28 protein-coding genes and 1 tRNA gene are annotated in these 21,392 nt (G+C 63.2%); 5 read left to right on the top strand and 24 right to left on the bottom strand.

What is annotated here, in order from left to right; all coding sequences use genetic code 11:
* Nucleotides 1–14 precede the first annotated feature (14 nt).
* From CV770_RS18485 to CV770_RS18475, 3 genes are read right to left on the bottom strand one after another with little or no spacing between them, the layout of a single operon-like run.
* The gene (locus tag CV770_RS18485) at nucleotides 15–1,982 is read right to left on the bottom strand and encodes a phage terminase large subunit family protein (protein WP_104463310.1); all 1,968 of its coding nucleotides are present in this window, start codon (nucleotides 1,980–1,982) and stop codon (nucleotides 15–17) included.
* A complete protein-coding gene (locus tag CV770_RS18480; protein WP_146101307.1) occupies nucleotides 1,979–2,533 on the bottom strand; it encodes a hypothetical protein in 555 nt (184 codons plus the stop codon). The genes CV770_RS18485 and CV770_RS18480 overlap by 4 nt, the downstream gene beginning before the upstream one ends.
* 50 nt (nucleotides 2,534–2,583) lie before the next feature.
* Nucleotides 2,584–3,957, bottom strand: a complete 1,374-nt coding sequence (locus tag CV770_RS18475) for a site-specific DNA-methyltransferase (protein ID WP_104463308.1) — start codon at nucleotides 3,955–3,957, stop codon at nucleotides 2,584–2,586.
* A 267-nt stretch (nucleotides 3,958–4,224) separates the two neighbouring features.
* On the opposite strand from CV770_RS18475, the gene CV770_RS18470 reads away from it, so the two are divergent.
* On the top strand, nucleotides 4,225–4,737 hold the full coding sequence (locus CV770_RS18470; RefSeq protein WP_146101306.1) for a hypothetical protein: 513 nt from the start codon (nucleotides 4,225–4,227) through the stop codon (nucleotides 4,735–4,737).
* Between the two features lie 237 nt (nucleotides 4,738–4,974).
* Here the strand turns inward: CV770_RS18470 and nusG are convergent, their stop codons facing one another.
* The 12 genes from nusG to CV770_RS42155 form a co-directional block, all read right to left on the bottom strand.
* Nucleotides 4,975–5,544: a transcription termination/antitermination protein NusG gene (gene nusG, locus CV770_RS18465; RefSeq protein ID WP_283811335.1), complete on the bottom strand. Its 570-nt coding sequence runs from the start codon at nucleotides 5,542–5,544 to the stop codon at nucleotides 4,975–4,977.
* The gene (locus CV770_RS18460; RefSeq protein WP_146101305.1) at nucleotides 5,541–6,728 is read right to left on the bottom strand and encodes a helix-turn-helix domain-containing protein; all 1,188 of its coding nucleotides are present in this window, start codon (nucleotides 6,726–6,728) and stop codon (nucleotides 5,541–5,543) included. The genes nusG and CV770_RS18460 overlap by 4 nt, the downstream gene beginning before the upstream one ends.
* Before the next feature lie 72 nt (nucleotides 6,729–6,800).
* Nucleotides 6,801–7,079, bottom strand: a complete 279-nt coding sequence (locus CV770_RS18455; protein WP_104463304.1) for an ABC transporter substrate-binding protein — start codon at nucleotides 7,077–7,079, stop codon at nucleotides 6,801–6,803.
* 210 nt (nucleotides 7,080–7,289) lie between these two features.
* Nucleotides 7,290–7,535, bottom strand: a complete 246-nt coding sequence (locus CV770_RS18445) for a hypothetical protein (protein ID WP_104463302.1) — start codon at nucleotides 7,533–7,535, stop codon at nucleotides 7,290–7,292.
* A complete protein-coding gene (locus tag CV770_RS18440; protein ID WP_245453782.1) occupies nucleotides 7,532–8,008 on the bottom strand; it encodes a phosphohydrolase in 477 nt (158 codons plus the stop codon). Before CV770_RS18440 ends, CV770_RS18445 begins: the two co-directional genes overlap by 4 nt.
* A gap of 50 nt (nucleotides 8,009–8,058) precedes the next feature.
* Nucleotides 8,059–9,981 carry a methyltransferase-A70 family protein gene (locus tag CV770_RS18435; RefSeq protein ID WP_104463300.1) on the bottom strand — a complete coding sequence of 641 codons (1,923 nt, stop codon included), beginning with the start codon at nucleotides 9,979–9,981 and terminating at the stop codon, nucleotides 8,059–8,061.
* Nucleotides 9,974–10,477 carry an HNH endonuclease gene (locus CV770_RS18430; RefSeq protein ID WP_245453781.1) on the bottom strand — a complete coding sequence of 168 codons (504 nt, stop codon included), beginning with the start codon at nucleotides 10,475–10,477 and terminating at the stop codon, nucleotides 9,974–9,976. Before CV770_RS18430 ends, CV770_RS18435 begins: the two co-directional genes overlap by 8 nt.
* A 2-nt stretch (nucleotides 10,478–10,479) precedes the next feature.
* Nucleotides 10,480–10,749 carry a DUF2312 domain-containing protein gene (locus CV770_RS18425; protein WP_104463298.1) on the bottom strand — a complete coding sequence of 90 codons (270 nt, stop codon included), beginning with the start codon at nucleotides 10,747–10,749 and terminating at the stop codon, nucleotides 10,480–10,482.
* Complete coding sequence (locus CV770_RS18420; RefSeq protein ID WP_104463297.1) at nucleotides 10,746–10,991, bottom strand: hypothetical protein; 246 nt, start codon at nucleotides 10,989–10,991, stop codon at nucleotides 10,746–10,748. Before CV770_RS18420 ends, CV770_RS18425 begins: the two co-directional genes overlap by 4 nt.
* Entirely contained in the window at nucleotides 10,988–11,155 is a 168-nt protein-coding gene (locus tag CV770_RS42650) for a hypothetical protein (protein ID WP_201759913.1), read from the bottom strand. Before CV770_RS42650 ends, CV770_RS18420 begins: the two co-directional genes overlap by 4 nt.
* Nucleotides 11,152–11,544 carry a hypothetical protein gene (locus CV770_RS18415; protein ID WP_146101304.1) on the bottom strand — a complete coding sequence of 131 codons (393 nt, stop codon included), beginning with the start codon at nucleotides 11,542–11,544 and terminating at the stop codon, nucleotides 11,152–11,154. Before CV770_RS18415 ends, CV770_RS42650 begins: the two co-directional genes overlap by 4 nt.
* Nucleotides 11,541–11,789, bottom strand: a complete 249-nt coding sequence (locus CV770_RS42155) for a hypothetical protein (protein ID WP_104463295.1) — start codon at nucleotides 11,787–11,789, stop codon at nucleotides 11,541–11,543. The genes CV770_RS18415 and CV770_RS42155 overlap by 4 nt, the downstream gene beginning before the upstream one ends.
* A gap of 96 nt (nucleotides 11,790–11,885) precedes the next feature.
* Here CV770_RS42155 and CV770_RS18405 point away from each other — a divergent pair, with 96 nt between their 5' ends.
* From CV770_RS18405 to CV770_RS18380, 4 genes are all read left to right on the top strand, one after another.
* A complete protein-coding gene (locus CV770_RS18405; protein ID WP_104463294.1) occupies nucleotides 11,886–12,512 on the top strand; it encodes a S24 family peptidase in 627 nt (208 codons plus the stop codon).
* A 94-nt stretch (nucleotides 12,513–12,606) separates the two neighbouring features.
* Nucleotides 12,607–13,092, top strand: coding sequence for a phospholipase (locus CV770_RS18400; protein ID WP_245453780.1), 486 nt, complete (start codon nucleotides 12,607–12,609; stop codon nucleotides 13,090–13,092).
* Nucleotides 13,093–13,811: 719 nt separating this feature from the next.
* Nucleotides 13,812–14,633, top strand: a complete 822-nt coding sequence (locus tag CV770_RS18385) for a tyrosine-type recombinase/integrase (protein ID WP_245453779.1) — start codon at nucleotides 13,812–13,814, stop codon at nucleotides 14,631–14,633.
* 58 nt (nucleotides 14,634–14,691) lie between these two features.
* Nucleotides 14,692–15,153 (top strand): hypothetical protein, encoded by a 462-nt coding sequence (locus tag CV770_RS18380; RefSeq protein ID WP_104463290.1) that lies wholly within the window; start codon nucleotides 14,692–14,694, stop codon nucleotides 15,151–15,153.
* On the opposite strand, the gene CV770_RS18375 is transcribed toward CV770_RS18380, so the two are convergent.
* From CV770_RS18375 to CV770_RS18330, 9 genes are all read right to left on the bottom strand, one after another.
* The gene (locus CV770_RS18375; protein WP_104463289.1) at nucleotides 15,150–15,572 is read right to left on the bottom strand and encodes a hypothetical protein; all 423 of its coding nucleotides are present in this window, start codon (nucleotides 15,570–15,572) and stop codon (nucleotides 15,150–15,152) included. The two genes, CV770_RS18380 and CV770_RS18375, sit on opposite strands and share 4 nt — an antisense overlap.
* A 375-nt stretch (nucleotides 15,573–15,947) precedes the next feature.
* Nucleotides 15,948–16,436: a hypothetical protein gene (locus tag CV770_RS18365; RefSeq protein WP_104463287.1), complete on the bottom strand. Its 489-nt coding sequence runs from the start codon at nucleotides 16,434–16,436 to the stop codon at nucleotides 15,948–15,950.
* A 192-nt stretch (nucleotides 16,437–16,628) separates the two neighbouring features.
* Nucleotides 16,629–16,706, bottom strand: a tRNA-Pro gene (locus tag CV770_RS18360).
* A gap of 109 nt (nucleotides 16,707–16,815) precedes the next feature.
* Nucleotides 16,816–17,397 (bottom strand): MerR family transcriptional regulator, encoded by a 582-nt coding sequence (locus CV770_RS18355; protein WP_104463286.1) that lies wholly within the window; start codon nucleotides 17,395–17,397, stop codon nucleotides 16,816–16,818.
* Between the two features lie 24 nt (nucleotides 17,398–17,421).
* Nucleotides 17,422–17,763, bottom strand: coding sequence for an integration host factor subunit alpha (locus CV770_RS18350; RefSeq protein WP_026202294.1), 342 nt, complete (start codon nucleotides 17,761–17,763; stop codon nucleotides 17,422–17,424).
* Between the two features lie 133 nt (nucleotides 17,764–17,896).
* Entirely contained in the window at nucleotides 17,897–18,877 is a 981-nt protein-coding gene (locus tag CV770_RS18345; RefSeq protein WP_104463285.1) for a beta-ketoacyl-ACP synthase III, read from the bottom strand.
* Nucleotides 18,874–19,935, bottom strand: a complete 1,062-nt coding sequence (gene plsX / locus CV770_RS18340; RefSeq protein WP_091965198.1) for a phosphate acyltransferase PlsX — start codon at nucleotides 19,933–19,935, stop codon at nucleotides 18,874–18,876. Before plsX ends, CV770_RS18345 begins: the two co-directional genes overlap by 4 nt.
* Before the next feature lie 298 nt (nucleotides 19,936–20,233).
* Nucleotides 20,234–20,803: a YceD family protein gene (locus tag CV770_RS18335; RefSeq protein WP_091965196.1), complete on the bottom strand. Its 570-nt coding sequence runs from the start codon at nucleotides 20,801–20,803 to the stop codon at nucleotides 20,234–20,236.
* Complete coding sequence (locus tag CV770_RS18330) at nucleotides 20,800–21,363, bottom strand: ubiquinol-cytochrome C chaperone family protein (protein ID WP_091965194.1); 564 nt, start codon at nucleotides 21,361–21,363, stop codon at nucleotides 20,800–20,802. Before CV770_RS18330 ends, CV770_RS18335 begins: the two co-directional genes overlap by 4 nt.
* Nucleotides 21,364–21,392: the final 29 nt, after the last annotated feature.

The following is a 21,392-nucleotide window of genomic DNA, read 5'->3' as shown; positions in this document are numbered from 1 at the left end:
CAGGTTGCTCCTCGTTAACCTATGCCGCTGGACAGAACGCGGCGGCCGCGAACCGACTTTTTCGGGCGGCCGACAAGCGCGGGCTTTGCTGCGATCTTGATCGGCTCCGGCGAGAACAGGTCAGGCTCGGAAACAATCGGAGGCACGCCGCGCTCGCGCGCCAGCACCGCCCATTGCTGCGGCGACAGGCGCGACAGACCGAGATATTCGGCCATGGCCATTGCGTAGATCCGGCAATCGAGCAGATGGTTCGGCCCGGTTTCCTGCCAGACCTTCACCGTGCGGCCGCGGACCGTGGTGGTCTTGAGGTACTCGGCGGTCTGCTGCTTGAAGTAGCGCTCGTCGCAGCCCTGGTGGTGGTGGCAGTAGCCGTCCGGATCAACCTCGGCGCCGGCCTTACGACCGTCCTTCTGGAGGTTGGTGTAGAACGTCGCCTTCAGCGCCCACGTGCCAACTGGCCAGAGCGTCGCGCCCTTCTTGATCTTCTTGCCCGAGAGCTTGACATCGACTGGCACTGGCGTGCCGATCGCCGGCGCCGACCAGCCCGCCACACCCTTTGTGGCGTAAGCGCGCGGCCGCGACCGGCAGAACGCATAGACCTGGTTGGAGCGGCCGCCGTCGCCAGCGTCGATCGCCATGCAATCGAGGATGCGGTGCCCGCCAAAAGCATCGGGAAACTGCCGCTCGTAGAACGTGGCGAGCTTGGCGAAGGCGCCGGCCTTGTGATCAGTTGTCTCGCCTTCGAAGAATTCGTGGTGCACCGACCAGGACTCGCCATTGTCGGCGAACGCCACAGCCTCGACCCAGATGCCGGAATGCTGCACGTCGGCGCCGGCGACCAGGAGCAAGCCGCGCGCCGGCACCACGCCGGCGGTGTAGTCCTCGCGGCGGGCGAGCAGCCGCTCATAGTCGGGCGCGTCGCCCTTCAGCTCGAACGGCAAGCCGAGCGTCAAATTCCAGAACGTCTTGAGCTTGGTCGGATTGTCGCCGGCCTGCAGGTACTCCTTCGCGATCTCATCCCAGGGCACGAAGGGCGAGGACAGCGCGTCGAAGTGGTAAGATTTGAACTTGCCGGCGCCGGGCGCGGTCGGCACCCAGCGGCCGGTCCCATAAATGGCGAACTTCTGCCAGCCCTCGATCACGGTGCCGCAGCACGCCGGAATGTAGCGCGCGCTGTAGGGCGGCTCCTTGTCGAATTCGAAGCGCGGCGCCTTTTCGGACCATTCGAAACGCAGGTTCTCATCGCCGCAATGCGGGCAGACCATCGTCCAGCGGCGCTGGTCTCCGGCCTCGAACTTGGACTCGATCGACGACGCGCCCTTGATGGTCGGCGTCGAGAAATAGGCCCGCTTCCAGGTGCCAGAGCGCAGGAACGAGATCTGGCGCGCCCGGATCATGTCGAGTGGGTCGCCCTGGTCGTTCAAATCGGCGGGATACTCGTCGATTTCGTCGCAGAGCGCCTTCTTGATGGTCTTGGAGCGCAGATCCGCGGTCGACGACGCCAGCGACAGGAACAGCGAGCAATCCGGCGAGAACTTCTTCTCGTACGTTTTCGACGCATTGCCGGCGCGCGCTGTCTGCGGAAAGACCTTTTTCCGCATGATCGGCGACAGCTCGAGCGCGCGGCCGAGCTTTTGCGAGTTGAAATCACCGAGCGCCGAGTCGGTCGGCTGCACGATCATCATGTCGCACGGGTCGCGGTCGATCGAATGACACGCAGCGATCTGCAACAGCGTGGTGAAGGCCGATTGCGCGGACTTCATCACCGCGATCTCGTTGTCGGGCGCATCCGGGCCGAGCGCGTCGAGCGGCTCGATCAGGTGCGGCGTGCGCGAGAGGTCGATTAGCTGGCTCTTGCGCTCGCCATCCGGCAGATAGAAATGCTGGTTGGCCCAGGCCGACGGCGAGATCGGCGCCGGCGGCGAGAGCACGGCCGCAAAGATGCCCGCGATGATCGGGAGAGCGCGCGGAATTGTTTTCATGACGTCACCCCCTCCTTTCCGGTCGTCTCGTCGTCTTCAGCCGCCACAACGCGCATGTTCTGCTCGAGCGCCAGGCGGACGTTGCGCGCGATATTCTTCAGCGCCTGCCGGGCGCCAGGCAGGCCATCCTTGGCGATGGCCGCGGCGATCTCGTCGGCGAAATTCGGCAGGCCTTCCAGCTCGCGGACAATCACGGCCGCGCACTTTTCCATCGAGCGGGTAACGTCCTCGGTCGACAACAGCTTGCCGACCCGCTGGTCGTATTCCAGCTCGGCCGTGCGCGCCCGGTAGATCTCGGTCGCGGTCTTGGCCCGCGTCAGTCGCGCGACGTTCGAGTCGCCCGACGCCGCGGCCCGCGTTCCGGCGGCGCTGCCGAACGTCGGATCGGCACCGCCGAAATCATCACCCTCCTCCGCATCCGCGACCAGGATGCGCTCGCGGGTTTCGCCGAGCGCGAAGTCAGCGGCGGCCGGGTCGATCTTGCCGTCGACGATCGCCGATTCCGGGATCTTGCCGGCCTTGACCAGCTTGGAGATGGCCTGCCGGGACACGCCGCGATGGGCGGCATATTCAGTTTGCGACATTCCGGTCATGGGTCACGTCACGCCGCAGCCGCGGGCTTCTTTTTGCGCGCCGCCGCCTTCACAGATTGTTCGGCCTCGACCAGCTCGACGCCGCGGGCGCGCGCGACTTCCGCGAAGCTGTGGCCGTCGCCGTCGAGGATGGCGATGCCGCCGGTGAACTCCTGCCAGCGCCGCACGGCAACGTCGATATAGGCCGGGTTCAACTCCATCGCGAAGGCGCGGCGGCCGGCGACATGCGCGGCGATGATGGTCGAGCCCGAGCCGTCGAACGGCTCATAGATCGCGTCGCCAACCCGCGAATTGTTGACGATCGGCCGACGCATACACTCGATCGGCTTTTGCGTGCCGTGGCCGGTATCGTTCTTCACGTGGTCGATGTCCCAGACGGTCGACTGCTTGCGGCCACCTACCCATTTCGAGGTCTCGCCCTCTTTCACCGCGTAGCTTGCGACCTCGTGGTCGTCCTCGAACCGCTCGCTCTGCCAGCAATCATCGGCGCCGTCCTTGACGGCATAGAACGCCGGCTCGTGCTTCCAGTGATAGGCGCCGCGGCCGATCGCCATCCGCTTTTTATTCCAGATGACCTGGGCGCGGACCTTGAGCCCAGCCCGCTCGAGCGAGCTCTGGACGGTCGCCGAGTGCAGACCACCATGCCAGACATAGGCCACATGGCCGGGAAACAGCTGCCAGGCCTCGGTCCAATCGGCGATGTCGTCGTTGAGCACCTTCCCGGCCGCCGCGCCGGCGCCATTGAGGCCCGCCGACTGGCGCCAGGACGGGTCATAGTTCACGCCGTAGGGCGGATCGGTCACCATCAGGTGGGGCTTTTCGCCCTCGAGCAGCGCAGCGACATCATCCGGGTTGGTCGAGGACCCGTTGCGCAGGCGGTGATGGCCGCCCAGAAGCCAGGTGTCGCCGAGCCGGGACACGGCCACCTTCGGCGGCGCCGGCGCCGCATCGGGCTCCGTGCGGCCCCGTGGCCCGCCGTGCGCGCCTTTGAGCAGCCGCTCAATTTCCTTTTTCGAGAAGCCGAGCACGGCCAGGTCGACCGCGCCGGCCTGCTGCAAAAACGCGAATTCCCGAGCGAGCAGCTGTTCGTCCCAGGTCGAGTTTTCCCCGATGCGGTTGTCCGCCATGCAGTAGGCACGGCGGGCGGCCTCGGACAGGTGCCCGAGCCGCACGACGGGCACCTCAGCCAAGCCCAGCGACTTCGCGGCGGCGTAGCGACCATGGCCGGCGACGATTACGCCCTCGGCGTCGACCAGGATCGGGTTGTTGAAGCCCCACGCCTTGATCGACGCCGCAATCTCAGCGACCTGCGCCTCCGAGTGCAGACGCGCGTTGCCCTCGAACGGCACGATGGTGCCGAGCGCGCGAAATTCGATCTGCATGGGCTGGAGATGCACGGGCGGGCCTGTCAACTAACGGCTGTCAACCATGTCAACCGTGTCAACCTAACTTTCAGACACCTCCGGCTAGCGAAACGCCGCGGTGCGAATTACCCGCGGGACCGCTGCGATGCTGGAGGGACCCGCGACCGGCCACGAAGCCGTCGCGGAAAATGGAAGGGATTGCGCCAAACTGGTCGCCACGCGGGCATTGTGATAGAGCCAGCGTACCCGCTACGCGGGATAATACTTTTTAGGAGGATTACTGAAATGAAGCGCGTTCTTGCTGCACTATTCGCGATTGCCGGATGTCTGGCTAATGCGTCGGCCAAGGCGGATTGTGCTCAATCCGTCTTCGAGGTTCCTGTGAACCCGCTCGTCAGCTACGGCGTCGGTCACACGTTTTCGGACAACAATGTCGAGGTATTTGTCAACGGTCGTCTCGTTCAAGTCTGGCGCTCCACAGACTCTTTCAAGCCGCCTGTAGATCTGACTGCGCTGTTCTCGAAGCAGCGGACGAACACCGTGAGAATTCACGGAACAAACGAGGCCTACCGCAAGGGGTGGCACGACCCTAACCCGGGCGACACTGGCTACGACCTTTGGTTTGTAACGTCGTATCGCTGCAAAATTGATGATTGGAGAGGTGAGTGGCCCCTGCAGATGTTTGATCACACCTATTCATTCATCGATCAGCGCTATCCGGGACCTGCGGTAGTCGCGAAGGCTCGGAAGCCGAATTCAGACCCGCGCCTCGCTCGGCAAGAATTCAGAATGTTCTAAGGCAACTGGGGCCGCTTGCATCGCTCCAAGCGGCCCCAGCTCTCCCGAGCAAACAGCAAAGGGTCGCAACGACAATACCATCGAGCACAACCGCACACTCTAGACATGCGAAAACCCGGCACGTCGGCCGGGCCTGTCCATTTGAATCCCCTCGACTTCCACTTCGCTGCCAGAGCGAAGATGGATGCGCCGGAGAGAGCTGCTCCGTTCGAGCCATTCAGTGCGCGGTCGCAACACCTAGGCTGGCTCGATCTGACCTTCGTCGAATTCGACCGGGGTCATGCGCTTGAAGATGTCCACAAGGACATTGAGTCGGCCTTTTGAGTCAAGCCGATCGATTGTGCCCTGGAAGGATGCGAATGGGCCGCTGGTGATGCGAACCAACTGGCCAATGCTCCAGAGACGCTTGCGCCGCGAGACAGGGATCGATCCCATCGCTTCCAGCGCGCGCACGTTCGCCATGTCGCTGGGCTTCAGGTACGGATAGCAATCACCCATCCTGAAGTAGCCATCCACGCCGTCGACCCTGACACCGCCGAGCGAGGCCTGGAAATCCGGAATGAAGATCGCCTGAGCGAACAGCGGCGCAGCGACGTCGCAAAGCCGACCGCGATAGACGGTCCGCTTGCGGATCATCGGCAGATAAGCACTCACGCCTCGCTCGCGGAACGTCTGCATGACCTTCCGCTCCTTGTGGGGATAGGTTAGCAGCAAATACCAGCACTTCGGCTCGAGCGGCACGGCAACAGCATCATCGACAAGCGGGACATACTCGACGAAATCCCCAATTTTGTAGGCCGTAGTCATAGGTCCTCCCCTGCCTGTGATGCGTCGTCGATGATGATTTGAGCGGCTTCCGATTCCGACCAGCCGCCGTCCTTGCGCGGCGGCCATGGGCCGGGCGCGTAGAAGCCCGCTTCGTTGCCATCCTTGCCGCCTCTCTCGATCAGGGGCGATCTCACGCCGAACACGTGCGCTGCGAGGAATGTCTGCCAAGCAGCGATTTGCTGACGATCGGCAATCCAACGCCAAGACGCCTTGTCGCCGACGCCGGCGAAGGCCAGGATCTGCGGCGTGACCGGACCGCGATAGACCACATTACCGCCATGCACGAACAGGCGCGCTTTCGCGACCGCGTAGAGCCCCGCAATCGCTCGCCCCGCCTCTGAGCCCGCCTCGATTGCCGCTGACGTCGCAGCGCCGCCATCGGCAGAGCCTTCGCTCTGCCGCAACAGCGTCCAGCGCTTTTCCTCGAGGTAACGCCAGCCAGCCGGAACGACTTTGCGTCCAAGCCGCTTCAGCTCGTCCAGAAACGGCCCGATACCGTCGAGCGCCGCCTTCTCCTCCTCAGGCGAGAGCGCATCGGCCGCGTAGTCGGTTCGATTACGATCGTCGGCAGCCGCAGTTGGCCATCGCTTGCGGAAATCGGCCTTGAAGCGTTCCTTGCGATCTCTCGCGCGCGCGCCCGCGTCTCTCTCAATCGTTTTAAGGGGTCGTTCTAAGGGGTCGTTATTGGTGCCCGCGTATGTGTGGGCACCCGTGCCCGCGCTAGGACGGGCACCCCTGCCCATGGGTGGGCACCCCTGCCCACCAGCGGGCACCCCCTCCCCGTTTTCCGGTACTTCCGCGTTTTCTGCATGGCTCTCGTCGAGATCCTCGTCGACCTCGCGCGCGAGGCTTTTGAGATCGAAATCGTCGCGGTCGAGCTTCACGCGATAAGCATAGCTCGCTGATGGCGCGGAATCTTCCGGCCGCCAGAAGTCACGGCGCCGCTTCTCCACCCAGCCGGCCTCATAGAGCCGATCAAGTGATCGCTGTAACGTAGCGCGGCCGCAGCCCAGCTCCGCCGCCATGCGAACCTGGCTGCGCGTGCACCAACCGGCGCGGTCGATGTGCCGGCCGAGCAGACACAGCGTTTGCAGGTCTCGCGGATCAAGCGAGCGATCAGTCACCGCCCCAGCGGGAATGATCGACAGACGAGGATTGGACACGTGATGCTCTTTGAGATTTCGAGTCAACTGGACGCTGTAAGCAACAGAACGCTAGAGTGAAACCGTCCCCGCCTACGGTCGATCGTGCTCGATCATCACGTCAACGATCGCCTGCGCCGACATGAAATCGAAGGCGCCGGTTTCGATCGCCTTGGCTAGACGTGGCCACCATCGATCTGGAAAGCGCGCGCCGTTGACCGTGCGGCCGAAACTCACGACCTGGTACTTGTCGAGACCATCAACTTCGCGGTCGGCCACTTTACGGGTCAGCGCGGTGATGACGTTAGCTAGCTTGAGGCCGGCATGCCCGCCGGCCGCGATCGTCGAGACAATGAGACTGGTGTCAGGCATTGGCGCACGCCTCAATCGCCTCGCACGCGGGCGTGTTGCCCCCGCGCCGGATCAACGCCGTTCCGCGAAACCATTCTTTCCAATGCTGCGGAAAGCCGCGCTCGTCGGTCTCGTGGCGCGAGACACAGACGATGTCGCAACCCTCGCGCTCGCACACCCTGCGCGAGCTATGGCCATCGTCGCTGCGGACCTTTTCGCTCCAGCGGTGATTCACGGGTGCATATCCGTCGGGTTCATCAGCCGGTACAAGCGCAGCCGCTCGAGCTCATCGGCCGTAAGCGGCATCTCGCAGGGCCCGAAGGCGACTGGTTGGGGCGCGACAGGCCGGTAATTGCGCTGGCGCCAGCCGATTGCATAGCCGAGCAAAAATCCGGCGAATGCGATCGCGAACCCTGCGGTGATTGCGATGTTGTGGCTGATAGTGATGGTCTGCGCGACCGGCGATGGGTCGATCATGCTTTGCCCCCAAGCGATTCAAACGTGGCGAGAAATTCGGCCCGCGCGCGTTCCGGCGACCAGAACTGCAAGTGGACACCGAGCGGACGCATGTCGGTTGACCAGGCGATCGGCGCCTCGGCCATGTTTTGCAGGCGCTCGTCCATCAAGATGGCACGATCGAGATGCTTCACCTGCTCGGGCATGCCGAGGTGTAGCCGGTAGCGCACGGCAATCGCGCGCATGATCTTGTTCTCGGCCTCGCCGTAACCATCGAGGAACGGCTTCAAGGGCCTCGGCACGTCGACCAGGTAGGCCTCGCTCGCATCATGCAGTAGCGCCCACATCTTGTGCGGCCGCGGCGCCGCGCGGGAGAGCAACACGCAATGCTCCGCGACGCTGTAGAATCGTAGGCAGTGACCGCCGAACCGGCACAGCAGCGAGAGCGCGTGGGCAATGTCGTCGATGAAAACTTCGTCGGGTCGTGGGTCCATCGGCCAAAACTGCCGGCCCATCGCCGTTTGGATCCAATCGCCCCGTCCCTTCACGCCTCTGCCCTCTGCTGTTGAACCGACGCGGGACCGACGAGCTGCGCCAAAAAGGCGCGGCCATCGTCGGTCACCGAATTTTTTGTGAGGCCGCAATGGGCAAAGCCCCTGCCGACCAGGTGGCGCAGCATCTGAGGCTCGACCGCGCCGCCCGCGTCGATCGCCAGCAATGCGAGCTGCTCGGCCAACTCGTCATCGTCGACCGGCAGACGCGTCTGCAGCGCGCCATCGACGACCTCCGCTGGCGGCGCGTCCTCGAGCTGCCGCGTGAGTTCAAAAAAGCTGATCTGGGGTGCACGATACGGTTCGGTGAGATCGACCCGCGCCGGAGGCGCGATCGTGTCGATCAGCTCGTGCAGCCGCGCCTTGCCGGCTTCACGCAATTGCCATTGCCCACCCGACTCATAGGCCATCTCGCGGCCCTGCCAGATCGGGCCGAGCACGGCCTGCGTTGCGTCGCGCTTGGGATGACAGAAGTCCGCGAGAATGCGCAGTTGCTCGACTTCTGACAGATCCATCGCGGCAAGCTGCGCCGGCTGGAGCCAATCTGCGCCAGCGAGCTGATCGATGACGATGACGTCGCCGGCGTCGTACGGCGGCTCCGTGACGGCTGCAGCGGCGCTGGCCCCTTCCGACGTTGCTTCCGCTGCGGTCGCCTCGGTCTCGCCGGAGGGCAACTCCGCGAGATCGTCGCCCGCCCGTGACGAGCTTTCGCGCGCAACGGTCGGGGTGGAGAATTCGGCTTGCGCCGAAACTCCGGCCTGATTGCCCCACGCGCCCCAACCCTCGGGCAGTGGATGCTGGGCGTCGACCCGGGCGAACAGCTCGAGCACCGGCAGCGGCTGGCCGCTGCTGTCGCGACCGACCATCGCCCGGATCATGTTGCGGTAGTGCTCCGGCTTGCGCGAATGATCGGACGCGCGCTCCCGATGGTTTGAGCCGAACTTTTCATCGGTAGCCGGCTTCGGCAGCCCGCGGCCGCGCTTGAATTGCAGCAGCAGCTCGTCCTGGTCCCAGACAAGCAGGCCCGTGCCACTCTCGTCGGGATGATCCTCGTCTGTCTTGGTCCAGACGTAGCAGGTCGAATAGGACTCCATGCCGAGGGCGAGCTGGCACGCATATGCGAGCGGGAGATCGACCGTTGCCAGCACAACCTCGCCATCAGCGAGCGTCACCTCGGTCTTGAACGGCACCTTGGCGAGAAGATGGGCCCGGGGAATCCACATCCAGGCCCAGGAATCCGGCAGTAGCGCCTCGCCGGCGCGCTTGAGATAATCGAGGATCGCCGGCCAAGGCATGGTCGGGTAGTGGTTCTCATAGGCGCGGTTGCCTATGCCCGCGTTGCGGCGCCAGGGCGGGTCGGCCAGGAGCGCCGGGTAAAGCCGCCCGTCCGGCGCCACCGCGGAGGCAGAGGACAGCGCCGCGGCGAGGTCGCGCCGGTGAACACGCCCCCGCTCCTCGGCATCGACCTTGAGCAGGTCCATTGCGACGCGGCCCTGACCAGAGCGCATCTCGTCGGCATGCCGCTCGAGCGCCTGCTCGAACGCCGCGGCATCCAACGCGGCCAGCTTCTGCGCTTTAGAGGACAGTTTGCGGTCGACGCCGATGTCGGCGAGACGCGGTCGCTCGTCTTCAGGCTGTTCCGATTTGGCACTGCCAGAATTGTCTCTGCCACGGAGTTGCCCGCGGGCGCCTGTGTTGAGGCCAACGGTCTCCTTCTGCGCGACGATCAGCTCGCCGAGCTTGCGCTCCGCCCGGAAACGCAGCTGCGCCGACTGAATTTCGAGCGTCTTGTCGCCGGCTTGGCGCGCGTAATGGCGCATCGCTTCCGCTTGGCTGCGGATCTCTGCGACCTCGTCGACGGCGACTGCTTCTGCCAGGGCGCGGCGTGCGGCCTCGTATCGGACCAGCTCAGTCAAAGGGGATGTCCTCCAGCTGACGCCGCGCCGGGAGGTTCGCGAGCAACTCGCGCACGATCTCCTCAAGCTTCGGCGCGGTGCCGCGAGGACGGCGGGCGACGGCGTTGTGGGACTTCGTCAACCACCGCCGGTTCGCCTTGCGGTTATCCAGCGTCTGGCCATTGATGTGGTCGACGACGTGCGCGCACAGAAACGTCTCGGACAGTCTCGGCTCGTCCTTGATCGAAAGTTCGCGATGCATACGCAACGTGGCGCGCGATGGCCCGACATTGCGCTTGGCGTAGAGCATCCAGCTGTCGTGCCGATTCCTACCGGCATGCCAGACGTTCCACTGCCATTGCATCAACCAGGGCATGTCTTCGACGTCGACCAGCGTCCAGATCGGCTCGCGCGACGACAGCCAGATCCGCGCCCATGGCGTGCCGGCCAGATCTGGCAAGCCCGAGACGTCGAAAGCGACCTCGCGCGCATCGGTGATAGCGACCGGGACCTGCATCATCACAGCATGCCCAGCGCTTGCATGTAGGTTTCGAGGATGGTCTCGAACGCCTGACGCTCTATCGGGTCCTGCTGACGCATCTTGATGATCGCCTTGAGGGCCCGGGCGTCGTAGCCGTTGCCTTTGGCTTCGGCATAGACGTCGCGGACATCATCGGAGATGGCTTTCTTCTCCTCGAGCAGCCGCTCGATGCGCTCGATGATCGACTTGAGCTGATCCTTCGCGATCTGCTCGGCGCGCTTCGCGGCGATGTCGGTGACCTTGCTCACGAGGCGCCCCCGCTTCGCGATCCGCCGGCCGCCTCGAGCAGCCCCTCGTCGGCGCGATACGGGCGCTCCTGCCCGTAAGCGAGCACGGCGTCAGCGTCCCAGCCGAGCGGCACCGGCATCGGCAGAAACGGATCGCCGTCGTAAAGGATGACCTTCGGCGGATCGTCGGCAATGACGACGCGGACGGCGCAGACGATCATGCGCCGGTCGAGCCCAAACAGGATGGCGCGAGCGGCCTTCATTGACGTTTCACCCAACGAAAGCCGAAGCCGCGGTCGACACGGTGCAGGAAAGGCTGCGCGCCGGCCGCGACGGCCAAGCCAGCGCCGACCACCAGGATGGCGGCGAACATCACCAGGAAGTGCAGGTCGTCGGGATCTGCGACGCGAGCAGCAAGGTCGGTCACGGCTCGATCCCCCTTTCGGCATCGGCAAGACGACGCTGCGCCGCCTCGACCTCGGCGCGCGCGGCGGCCAGGTTTTCGATACGGCGATGGCGCTTGACCCAGGTCTGCCCGGACCCGCTGGTCAGCGCGCGAATGACAAGATCGCCATGGGCTGACGCGATCATGCGGGCGAGCGCCGCACCGCTCGGCGCCCGGCTCCCGTCGAGCCACAGCTCGGCGGGGCGGACGTCGCGGAGACCCGCAATGTCAGCCAAAACCTCGGCGGTCTTCTTCGGGAAGTTCTGTCGGAATGTCAGCGCGATAGGCAGAAACCAACGATCAGGTGATCGGTCTTTGCCGATCGGTTGATCGGGGCGCTGCTTTGACTGTTGCCGGCGGATGGGGCTCATGAGACCACCCGCTCGGGACGCGCGACGCCCTCCGGCCAAACCGCGCCCTCGGGCCAGTTCTCGGAGAACCAGCCCATGACCTGGTCGTACTTCCGCGCCGTGAAGGTCTTCGAGCCATCCAGCAGATGATCGAAGAATCGCCAGTCTCCGGCAGCCAGCCGCCCCAATGTGCGCAGGGTCAACGGCCGGCCGGCTCTGAACGCCCCTGCGACCACAATCAAATTGCGACTCAGCTCCTGCTCCATGCGTCGAGCGTTAGTCGGAAATTTCCGATTCGTCGACAATCAATCGTCGGAAACATCCCATTCGCCTTTGGACAAGGCGCGTCGGATATTTCCGCAATGGAAAAGAATGAACTTCGTCAACGGATTAAGGCGCGCCTTGCTGAGTTGGGCGTTAGTCCCATCGAGGCAGCAAAGGCTATTCCCGGCCTTGAGCGGAATTACATTCGGGACTTTCTGGAGGGAAAAAAGCAGTCCTTCAGTGCAGGAAAGCAGCCTTTGGTCGCCGCCGCCCTGCAGTGGACTATTCCCGACCTCATAGGCCCCCCACCCCGACGCAGCAGTCACGGTGCTCCGAAGCTTGCGATGGTGCCCTTGCTGGATCGCATCACGGCAGGACGCCTGCGGAGTCCCGCGAGCCAAATACCTTTAGACGACGTCCCTCTGCTAGCTTTTGCAGATCTTGGCCGCGGCGAGTTCTTTGCGCTGACTGTTGAAGGCGACTCCATGGATCGATACTCGCCCGAGGGGTCGATTATCGTAGTCAATAAGGCCGAGCGATCCCTGGTCAACGGGCGCTGTTATGTCTTTTCAATCAAGGGAGAGACGACTTACAAGATGTGGCAAGGGGGCTCTAACCCCCATCTGGCGCCATTCTCAACGAACCCTCTCAACAAGCCGGTGTTTTTCCGGACGCGGGACCTGGAAGTCATAGGCAGGGTCAAGCGGACAATTTTGGACCTCTAAAGCAATAAAGTCGGAAAAATCCAATCTTACGCATTGACCGTCGGAAATTTCCGACGCTATTGTTTCCCGTGAAACACTCTACGGGAGACACGCTGTGTCGCGTTGCATTTCGCCCGCTACTGACCTGACCGCCTCCGAGTTCGCCGCTCAGCTGCGGCTGCACGGCTTCTTTCGACTGCCAGCCGAGGGGCAATTTGCCGACGTGCGCTCGAAGGGGTGCCCCCGTACGGCGCCCGTGATGCTTGGGAAGCGGATCAACCGCCAGGCCACCCTGAATGCCCTGCTCGCGGCCCGTAAGGCCCGCCAGGACGCCGCCGCGGCTCAGGAGGCCGCCCAGGCCGAGCGCGAGCGTGTGGCCGGCCTAATCGCCCCCCAGGCTATGCCCGGAGCCAGGGCCGGACTTCAGGGACCGGCAGCGATAGCCCAGCTCGCCGACGACTTCATCACGATCACCACCCGCAACGAAGGCGCGGCTTTGCCAGACCTGATACGGATGGGATGGCGCAAGTCGCAGATCTTCGAGCATGCGGACGCGGCGCGCACGCTGGCCTATTCCCGGCAAAACGGAGTGGCTGCGTGAGCGAATTGGGGCGGCCGCTTCCGGCACATCTGTACAGGCACATAAGCCTGCTCAAACTCAGCCCCTTTGAGCAGGCGACGCGCGGCGGCTGGCGGTTCGGAACGCGGCGGATCGGCGATGGCGTCGTCGCCCGCCTAATCGCCAGCGGCCGCGCGGAGATTGTAGGCGGGCGGCTGCAGCTGAAGCAGAGGCCGACCTCATGACAGAAAAGCGGTGCCTCACGAAGCAGGAAGCGGCCGACTACTGCTGCTGTAAAACCCTCGCCGCATTCGATCGATGGCGAGCGAAGGGCATCGTCCCGGGCCCGATCCCAGGCACCACCCGGTGGGACCGGAAAGCGCTTGATCGTGCGCTGGACTGTTCTTCCGGTCTTGTGACAGAGTCGGAGGCCGAGCTTACCCCCTATCAGCGCTGGAAGGCGCAGCATGCGCGGAAGACCGAGGCTGCCTAATAAGCCCCTTAAGTTGAAGGGCATCCATCGCGTCAAGAAGCGTCAGGCGGACGGATCTATCAAGGTCTATCTCTACCATCGCGCGACCGGCCTTCCGCTCGATGAAGCAAGGCTTGCTGAGACCTATGCAGATGCCGAAAGGAAGATGCGCACGAGGGGCGAAGGCACCTTCCTGCAGCTCATTCGGCACTTCGATCGGTCCGCTTATTTCGACGGGCTCAGCGAGGAAAGCCGGAAGCAGTATATCTGGAAGCTAAAGCGGCTCGAGGTGCGCTGGGGCACCTGCCCTGTTGCGGCATTCAATGATGCCGACGACGCGCTCGAGTTTCGCAAGGACGCGCTCGCCTGGCATAACGAGCTCGGGAAGGCGTCGCCGCGTTCGGCGGACAACCTGGTCGCGGCGCTTGCTCGTGTGCTTTCATTTGCGAAAGAGAAAGCCGTCATCAAGTTCAATCCGCTCGATACGTTCGCGCGGCTCTACAAGAGCCACAGGTCGGAGCTGACGTGGCCGGAAGAGCTGCAGCAGCAATTCATGCGCACCGCGCGGGCGGCGATGGTGACCGCCATGGTGTTAGTTCGAAACACTGCGATGCGTGCCAGCGATGTTCGCAAGTTTTCTTGGACGCGCTATGATGGAAGCCGCGTACAGATCCGGTCGACCAAAACGGGGAAGCTGCTCTGGATTCCGGCGACGCGCGAGCTGAAGGCGCATCTGGACGCGCTGAAGGAAACAAAGGTCGGCGCGCTCGTGATGCTGACGGCAACGGGAAAGGCCTATAGCAAGCGGTATTTCAACGAGCAGTGGCGCGAAGATTGTGACAAGCTCGATGCGATCAACGCAGCCAAGAGTAACGATTTCGTCCGGACCGCTGACCTCAATTTCCACGACAACCGCGGCACTGCAGCGACACTGCTAGCCGAAGCCGGCGCGACGGCACCGGAGATTGCCGAGGCGCTCTGCTGGAGCGTCGACAGAGCGCAGAAAATGATCGACGTCTATCTTGCACGACGTGGCATACTCGCCGCGAACGCGATTGCAAAGCTCGAGCTGTTTCGAGATCGCAGAGACGGGACACAAGAGCAACGATAAGAAGACAGCTTTGCTTATGCCAATATTGATGAATTCGACTTGATGAGCGGTATCAGCAATGGTCGACGACGCAGCACTGAAGCAGCTCGCGTACTACTGGTTTCGCGCGCGTCTAATGCACGACTTGCTGCACAGCATAAAAGATTACCATCAGGGCAACACACAAGCCATCTGGGATGCGGAAGAAGGTTGGGAGTTCGACACCTTCCTCTGCCACTGGCTTTCAGCTCTCTTCGCAGTCGTAGAGGGCTTTCACAAGCTCAAGCTCAAAGACAAGCGAGTTCAGAGGCTATTCAACGAACACATGGCGTACCTAAAGGCGATGCGCCACGCCACGTACCATTTCATGGTGAAGGAGGGGCCTGAGATTTCGAAGATGATCAAGTCGTTGAATTGGGCAGAGGATCTCCACGATGCAATCGGCGAATTCATTAAAGAGCTTGTAGACGAACGAGCGGCCACTGAGTTGGCCGAGAAGAAGCCTAAGAGGCGAAGAAGGATTAGCTCCCGGACACCCTAATCGGGCCGCGGCGGCTGCGCGCCTCCGGAAACAACCCAAATCCCACCCGCGTCCAGCTCTTCCGTTTCCGTGATGACTTTTGCCTCTATTTTACCAGGCCGAAGCACGAGCTGCTGGATTAACAAAGGGCCCCTTAGGATCATACTCGGACGATTTGGATTTTGTGCTGCCTGTAAGGATGCGAGAGGCACTTCGACTTGAGACGGTACAGAGCCCGGAGGAGAAACTCTGAGAGTAACGCTCTTGAACGGTTTGGCCTTGGGCGTCTCCACGGTGAAGTAAAACACAAGCTGCTGAACCATCAGAAGTTCACCAGGGATCATTATGTCGGTGGTGTAGACGCCGTTTAGGAAGGCCTTTCCAGTCAGCCCAAACAGTGCGTCATCGCAAACAATGACCGAGGCAGTTCTTGAGTCCATGATTACGCAGCCGACGCAAAGGGGCCAGGAACGTTGTAAACGCCAGCGTTAGAACTGCTGGCTGAAGCCGTCGATATAACCGGAGTATTAGGACCGCTGCCGTGGAGATCGGGATGGTTTGCTCCTGCAACGTGAATTGCGTCCTCAATTGAGAAGCGCGGTTGTCGCCCCAGCGCCCAAGCGAGCTCGCCCACTCTGCCGAGCGTGATGTCCTTGAACCCCTTTAGCTCCCGGTTGATGACTGACCGATTGACCTTCAAGAGACGGGCGATTTCCGCTTGGGAAAGGCCGCGCTTTCGCTGTTCTTCCTCCAGCGCCTTTTGCAATGCTCTCCGGACTTGCTGCACAAATCTCGCAGCCGCCCTTCTATTGGGCTCAACGGCAATTCGAAACGACGGCATGGGGGTCTTCTCCAGAAACAAACTTAGGCTCGTTAAGGTCTAAGGCGTCACGAAAGCGCACGACTTCCCCCACCAAACCCAAATAAAGGTCGTGAAACTTCACTCGGTAGGCATCATGCGCGACGACGCCCACAAAATGATCTTTCTTCGGAAACCATCCGAATATCCTCACGTCACCGGTCTTTAACTCCCACACACCGCGGTCGATGGGTCGCAGTGCATGAAACTGCGTGCCAGCGTCGAGCTCTTCACCCGCACAGAACATTTCAACCAACTCAGCCACCTGCTCCTGGCAACTCAGCTCGGTCGCCCAGGTCGCTTGAAGCGCGGGCAGATCATTCTCCATCCAAGACTTGAGCTTCTGAGACAGATAGATGCATCGAAACGCCTGCTGATTGGCGTCCAACGCATCCAGTCGGTAGAGAGGTCCAGCATCATTGGATAACTCTAGTAGCGTTGCCATTTAAGTCAACAAACCATGACGAACAATTAATGATGAGGCGAAAATTTGATTTCATCTACTTTACCGCGAGAATCGGCCTGCGCCAGCGCTCGATTGAGAACGCTGCAGGAACACAAATTGTAAACTGCATGTAAACGGGCGGCCTGTTGTAAACCGACCGCCCTGACACAGCTTTGAAAATGTTTAAGATTTTGGTCGGAGCGAGAGGATTTGAACCTCCGACCCCTAGTCTCCCAGACTAGTGCGCTAACCGGGCTGCGCCACGCTCCGAACGTCGTTCCATTAGCTAGGATCGCTGCTTTGCGCAAGGCGAGGCCGCAGCATTTTGGCGTCCCGGCCTCAAGTCCCCGGAACTGCCCGCAGGGCCCCCGAAAAGGCCCTACCCGTCCTTCAGCGCCTGATCCAGCATCTCGCGGCAGGCGACGAGGTCGGCGAGGACACGCCCTAGCCGTTCCCGGTCGATGGCGCTGGGGCCGGCGGGCGCGGCAGTCGTGCCGCCCTTGCGGAAGGTGGTGAGGATTTCCTCGTCGTCGACCTCGGTGAAGCGGAAGTCGATGCCTTCCTCTTCGTCACCCTGGTAGTCGTCATCGTCGGTGTCGGCGACGCCCTTGATCGGCGCCTCCTCGTCGTCGGGCTCCATCAGGCTGGCGCCGATGGCGTCCTCGATGGCGCCGAACGAGACCGCGGCGGCACTGTCGGCGAGACCCTGCACCGATTTGACGCCGTGCTCCTTCAGGATCCGCTGCACCCCGCGGATGGTGTAGCCCTCCCCGTAGAGCAGACGGCGGATGCCCTTGAGCAGGTCGACGTCGTCGGGGCGGTAATAGCGGCGGCCGCCGCTGCGCTTCATCGGCTTGATCTGGGAGAAGCGGGTCTCCCAGAACCGCAGCACGTGCTGCGGAATGTCGAGTTCCTGCGCTACTTCGCTGATGGTTCGGAACGCATCCGGCGCCTTGTCCAAATGCCAAATCCTTTGCGAGAGGCGTTACGCCTCTTGTGGAGCCTTGCTGGCGTCACCGTTGGCGCGGTGCTGGCCGTTGATCCGCTGCTTGAGGATCGCCGACGGCTTGAACACCATGACCCGGCGCGGCGAGATCGGCACCTCGGTGCCGGTCTTCGGATTGCGGCCGATGCGCTGACCCTTTTTGCGGACCATGAAGGACCCGAACGAGGACAGCTTCACCGTCTCGCCCTTCTCCAGGCAGTCGGTGATCTCCTTCAGCACGAGTTCCACGAAGGCGGACGATTCCGTGCGCGACAGGCCCACCTTCTGGTAGACGGCTTCGCAGAGATCGACACGCGTTACGGTTTTACTTTGATCGGTCATCGCCCTGCCCCACATCACGGCGAACAATTGTTGTCTGAAATTATGAGGTTACGATACGGCGGTCAACAGCGCTCATCAATGCAGACGCATCGATCTTGCGGCCAAATCCGGCAAAATTTTATCGACTGTTGCTCTACCAGCGCACGAGCGCGGAGCCCCAGGTGAAGCCGCCGCCCATGGCCTCCAGCAGGACCATGTCGCCCTTCTTGATGCGGCCGTCCTTGCGGGCCACCGACAGCGCCAGCGGAATCGAGGCGGCTGAGGTGTTGCCGTGACGGTCCACGGTCAGCACCACCTTCTCCGGCGCGATGTGGAGCTTGTGGGCGGAGGCGTCGATGATTCGCTTGTTGGCCTGGTGCGGCACGAACCAGTCGATGGTCTCGGCATTGAGCCCGGTCGCCTGGAAGGCATCGACGATGACGTCGGTGATCATGCCGACCGCATGCTTGAAGACCTCGCGGCCCTCCATGCGCAGATGGCCGACGGTCTGGGTCGAGGACGGTCCGCCGTCGACGAACAGCTTTGCCTTGTGGCGGCCGTCGGAGCGCAGATGCGTGGTGACGATGCCGCGGTCGGTCGCCGCCTTGCCCGGCTGCTCCTGCGCCTCCAGCACCACCGCGCCGGCGCCGTCGCCGAACAGCACGCAGGTGCCGCGGTCGTTCCAGTCGAGGATGCGCGAGAAGGTCTCCGCGCCGATCACCAGCGCGCGCTTGAAGGCGCCGGTGCGGAGGAAATTGTCGGCGGTGGCGAGCGCGAACACGAAGCCGGAGCATACCGCCTGGAGGTCGAAGGCCGCGCCGTGGGTGATACCGAGCCCGTGCTGCACGGCGACCGCCGTCGCCGGGAAGGTGTTGTCCGGCGTCGAGGTCGCGAGCACGATCAGGTCGATCGACTGCGCGTCCATGCCGGCGTCGGTCAGCGCAGCCTGCGCCGCCCTGATCGCCAGATGCGAGGTGAACTCGCCCTCGGCCGCGATGTGCCGCTCGCGAATGCCGGTGCGCTGCACGATCCACTCATCGGACGTATCAATGCGCGCCGCCAGCTGGGCGTTGGTCACCACCCGCTCCGGCAAATAAGAGCCGCAGCCCAGCACGACCGAACGAATCTGAGTCACGAAACAGCCTCCTGCGCGGCCTGCACGGAATTGAGTGCACCACCTTCGCGGTTGAGCATCTGATTGATCTTGTTCAGGAGATCGAATTTGACCATCTCATAGCCAACATCGATCGCTGAGGCAAAGCCTTCGGCGCTGATTCCGCCGTGGCTCTTGACCACTAATCCGTTCAAACCCAGGAACACGCCGCCATTGGACTTGTTCGGGTCCATCTTGTTGCGCAGCGCCTGGAAGGCGTCGCGGGCGAAGAGGTAGCCGAGCCTGGACATCCAGCTCCGCTGCATCCCTTCGCGCAACAATTCCGCCATCTGCCGCGCGGTTCCCTCGGCAGCCTTGAGCGCGATATTGCCGCTGTAACCTTCGGTCACGATGACGTCGGCGTGCCCCTTGCCGATGCCGTCGCCCTCGACGAAACCGATATAGTCGAGTTCCGGCAGGTTCCTCGCGCGCAGGATTTCCCCGGCTTCGCGGATCTCCTCGTGCCCCTTGATCTCCTCGACCCCGATATTGAGCAGCCCGACCGTGGGGCGCTTCTTGTCGAACAGCACGCTTGCCATCGCCGCGCCCATCACCGCGAGCGACACCAGATGGTGCGCGTCGCCGCCGATGGTTGCGCCGAGGTCGAGCACGATGGAATCGCCGCGCTTGGTCGGCCAAACGCCCGTGATCGCCGGGCGGTCGATCCCCGGCAACGTGCGCAGATGGAAGCGCGACATCGCCATCAGCGCGCCGGTATTGCCGGCGGAAACCGCGACATCCGCCTCGCCCTTCTTCACGGCATCGATGGCAAGCCACATCGAGGAGGTCTTGCGGCCGCGCCGCAGCGCCTGGCTCGGCTTGTCCGAGCCGCTGACGGCCACGTCGGTGTGGATGATTTTCGAAGCGGCCTTGAGAGCCGGATGCTTCTCAAGCTCGGGCTCGATTCTGGCGCGGTCCCCGACCAGCAGGAACTCGGTCCCGCGATGCCTCTGAAGCGAGATGGCGGCGCCGGGAATGACCACGGCGGCGCCGGCGTCGCCCCCCATGGCGTCCAGCGCGATGCGAACCTTGCTTGGCATAAAAGTCCTGGAAACCTGGTCTGGTGCGGTCTTGGATCAGCGGGACCGCAAAATGAGTTCGCCACGGACATGGCGGCTGGCCAAGCGCCACGCCGCACCCGGGCCGGGGCGCGACAATAGCGTTTTGTTACCCCGAAACAACCTCTTGCCCCCAGCCTTTTGCTTCCAGGGCGATCCGGCGGCCAAACCGCAAATTCACAGGAAGCACATCGAAATCAAGTAGATAAATCAGCCTTTCAAACCATCCACGCAAGCACCTCGCGTCCCGTAGCAAAGCGGTGTTCCCGGGAATGCTCAGCTATTTGCCCTTCTTCTTGTCTTGCAGCGCCTTCAGGGCTGCGAATGGATGGTCCTCCGGATCGGGGGCGGTGACCTCCGCCTCGAACACGACCCCCTCCTTGCGCGGATAGGGATCGACCGCCAGGAACAGGGCGTCGGTGGCGAGCCGGCCGAGGTCGATGATGCCGCCCACGATCGGCTCCGGCGGGTCGGCGACCTCCGGCGGCTCCTTGTCGTCCTGCCCCTCTGCGATCAGGTCGGCGAGACGCCGCGCCTCAGCCTCGGGGGCGAACACCAGGTCCACCTCCTCCTCGATCTCGCTTTCGATCGGATCGAGCGTGACCACGCAGGTCTGGCCGATTCGGGCCCGGACGCTGCCGGTCACCTGGACCCGGCCGCCGCTCCGGGGCACCACGTCGAAGTCGGCCTCGGCCGACAGGACTTCGCGGAGGCCCGCAAGCTCGGCCATCGCCTGCCGCTCGGCGGCCGAGGCCTCGAGCTTGCGATGCAGGCCGGTGTCGGGGATTTGCGCGACGATGACGGGGGCCCGCCAGGGATCGGGCTCGGATCCGGTATTGGGTCGGCTCATGGCGTGTCGCCCTCGGGAAGCGCTGGAGGAAACCTGAAGGAGGCGCGCAGCAGCGCAGCCTCGTCGGCCCGGCCGAGATCGGCCTCGGTGGCCCGCGCATAGGCCGCCAGCCGCTTCGCCTGGTCCAGGTCGGTCCCGTTCAAGATATTCTTGCGGATCGCCTCTGCCAGGGCCTCGCCGCCGGCCTCGATGGCCTGGTCATAGGCCTGCACGCGGCCGTAAAACGCCTCGCCGAAGGCTCGCATCCGCTTCGGCACGGTCTGGTCGCCGACCCCCATCTCGCGCAGATTGTCGTCCATGTCCTCGCAGAACCGGTCGAACAGCGCCTGCGACAGCTCCGAGGCTCCTGCGGTGGCGCCCTGGACCGCGCGCAGGCGCCGCAGCAGCAGCCACAGATGCAGCAGCAACAGGTCGAAACGCCCGTTAACCGTATCGGGCACGCCCAAGTCGCGGTAAAATATGGGTTCTCGCGCCTGCGTCACGATCATGCCATAGATGGCTTCAATGGTGCCCGACGGGGTTAGCCGGGGTTTCCTGAAGTGATTGAACGGCCAAAGCATTGTGGTTTCCGCAAGGGGGCGCGCGCGAG

This window comes from Bradyrhizobium sp. AC87j1 (genome assembly GCF_002936975.1).
GTDB lineage: Bacteria > Pseudomonadota > Alphaproteobacteria > Rhizobiales > Xanthobacteraceae > Bradyrhizobium > Bradyrhizobium shewense.
This window is presented reverse-complemented; position numbering and strand designations above follow the sequence as displayed.

Coding starts and splice junctions, on each gene's coding strand:
- CV770_RS18335 (WP_091965196.1), bottom strand. CDS start 20,803: ATGAGCCGACCCAATACCGGATCCGAGCCCGATCCCTGGCGGGCCCCC.
- CV770_RS18405 (WP_104463294.1), top strand. CDS start 11,886: ATGGAAAAGAATGAACTTCGTCAACGGATTAAGGCGCGCCTTGCTGAG.
- CV770_RS18415 (WP_146101304.1), bottom strand. CDS start 11,544: ATGAGCCCCATCCGCCGGCAACAGTCAAAGCAGCGCCCCGATCAACCG.
- CV770_RS18440 (WP_245453782.1), bottom strand. CDS start 8,008: ATGGACCCACGACCCGACGAAGTTTTCATCGACGACATTGCCCACGCG.
- CV770_RS18420 (WP_104463297.1), bottom strand. CDS start 10,991: ATGAAGGCCGCTCGCGCCATCCTGTTTGGGCTCGACCGGCGCATGATC.
- CV770_RS18485 (WP_104463310.1), bottom strand. CDS start 1,982: ATGAAAACAATTCCGCGCGCTCTCCCGATCATCGCGGGCATCTTTGCG.
- CV770_RS18350 (WP_026202294.1), bottom strand. CDS start 17,763: ATGACCGATCAAAGTAAAACCGTAACGCGTGTCGATCTCTGCGAAGCC.
- CV770_RS42155 (WP_104463295.1), bottom strand. CDS start 11,789: ATGGAGCAGGAGCTGAGTCGCAATTTGATTGTGGTCGCAGGGGCGTTC.
- CV770_RS18445 (WP_104463302.1), bottom strand. CDS start 7,535: ATGATCGACCCATCGCCGGTCGCGCAGACCATCACTATCAGCCACAAC.
- CV770_RS18455 (WP_104463304.1), bottom strand. CDS start 7,079: ATGCCTGACACCAGTCTCATTGTCTCGACGATCGCGGCCGGCGGGCAT.
- CV770_RS18430 (WP_245453781.1), bottom strand. CDS start 10,477: ATGCAGGTCCCGGTCGCTATCACCGATGCGCGCGAGGTCGCTTTCGAC.
- CV770_RS18375 (WP_104463289.1), bottom strand. CDS start 15,572: ATGGACTCAAGAACTGCCTCGGTCATTGTTTGCGATGACGCACTGTTT.
- CV770_RS18380 (WP_104463290.1), top strand. CDS start 14,692: ATGGTCGACGACGCAGCACTGAAGCAGCTCGCGTACTACTGGTTTCGC.
- nusG (WP_283811335.1), bottom strand. CDS start 5,544: ATGACTACGGCCTACAAAATTGGGGATTTCGTCGAGTATGTCCCGCTT.
- CV770_RS18470 (WP_146101306.1), top strand. CDS start 4,225: ATGAAGCGCGTTCTTGCTGCACTATTCGCGATTGCCGGATGTCTGGCT.
- plsX (WP_091965198.1), bottom strand. CDS start 19,935: ATGCCAAGCAAGGTTCGCATCGCGCTGGACGCCATGGGGGGCGACGCC.
- CV770_RS18330 (WP_091965194.1), bottom strand. CDS start 21,363: ATGCTTTGGCCGTTCAATCACTTCAGGAAACCCCGGCTAACCCCGTCG.
- CV770_RS18365 (WP_104463287.1), bottom strand. CDS start 16,436: ATGGCAACGCTACTAGAGTTATCCAATGATGCTGGACCTCTCTACCGA.
- CV770_RS18475 (WP_104463308.1), bottom strand. CDS start 3,957: ATGCAGATCGAATTTCGCGCGCTCGGCACCATCGTGCCGTTCGAGGGC.